The following is a 675-nucleotide window of genomic DNA, read 5'->3' on the forward strand; positions in this document are numbered from 1 at the left end:
TAAAATGACTATATATTTTAAGATAAGGGAATAAATATAAAAAACTATTAACTTTTAATTAATTTAAAAGTTAATATTTGAATCATAAAAAAAATAAATATAATAATCTTATAAAGATTATAGAATTTTATCGCTTACTTATTTTAATATTTACAAAGTAAATGGGTTTTTTATTGTTAAAGGAGTAAAAAAATGAATGACGATTTAAATGAAAAATTAATAAATAGTGCTTGAAATGGTGATTTAGATACAATTAATATTTTACTGACAAATAATGGTGCTGATGTTAATTATTTAACTATAAATAATTTTAGTGCTTTAACACTAGCCGCCTGAAATGGACACTTAAATATCGTTAAAACTTTACTAGAAAATGGTGCTAATATCAATCATGCTAATATATTTGGTAATACTGCTTTATTATTAGCTGCTGAAAATAATCATATTGAAATAGTTAATACACTAATAGAAAATAACGCTAATATTAATCATGAAAATAATGGTAATGAAACCGCTTTATTATTAGCTGCTAAAAATGGACACTTAAATATCGTTAATAGTTTAATAATGCAACATAATATTAATATTAATCATCCTAATAATTTTAATAATACTGCTTTAACACTAGCTGCTAAAAATGGACACTTAAATATTGAACAGGCACTTGGCACTTAG

General features: G+C 22.1%; 1 protein-coding gene. It reads left to right on the forward strand.

Annotated elements, in window-relative coordinates; translation table 4 throughout:
* Positions 1 to 192 precede the first annotated feature (192 nt).
* The gene (locus tag M0D11_RS06300; protein ID WP_252321112.1) at positions 193 to 675 is read left to right on the forward strand and encodes an ankyrin repeat domain-containing protein; all 483 of its coding nucleotides are present in this window, start codon (positions 193 to 195) and stop codon (positions 673 to 675) included.

Origin of the sequence: Spiroplasma endosymbiont of Lariophagus distinguendus (genome assembly GCF_023846195.1) — a bacterium.
Classification (GTDB): Bacteria; Bacillota_I; Bacilli_A; order Mycoplasmatales; family VBWQ01; genus Spiroplasma_E.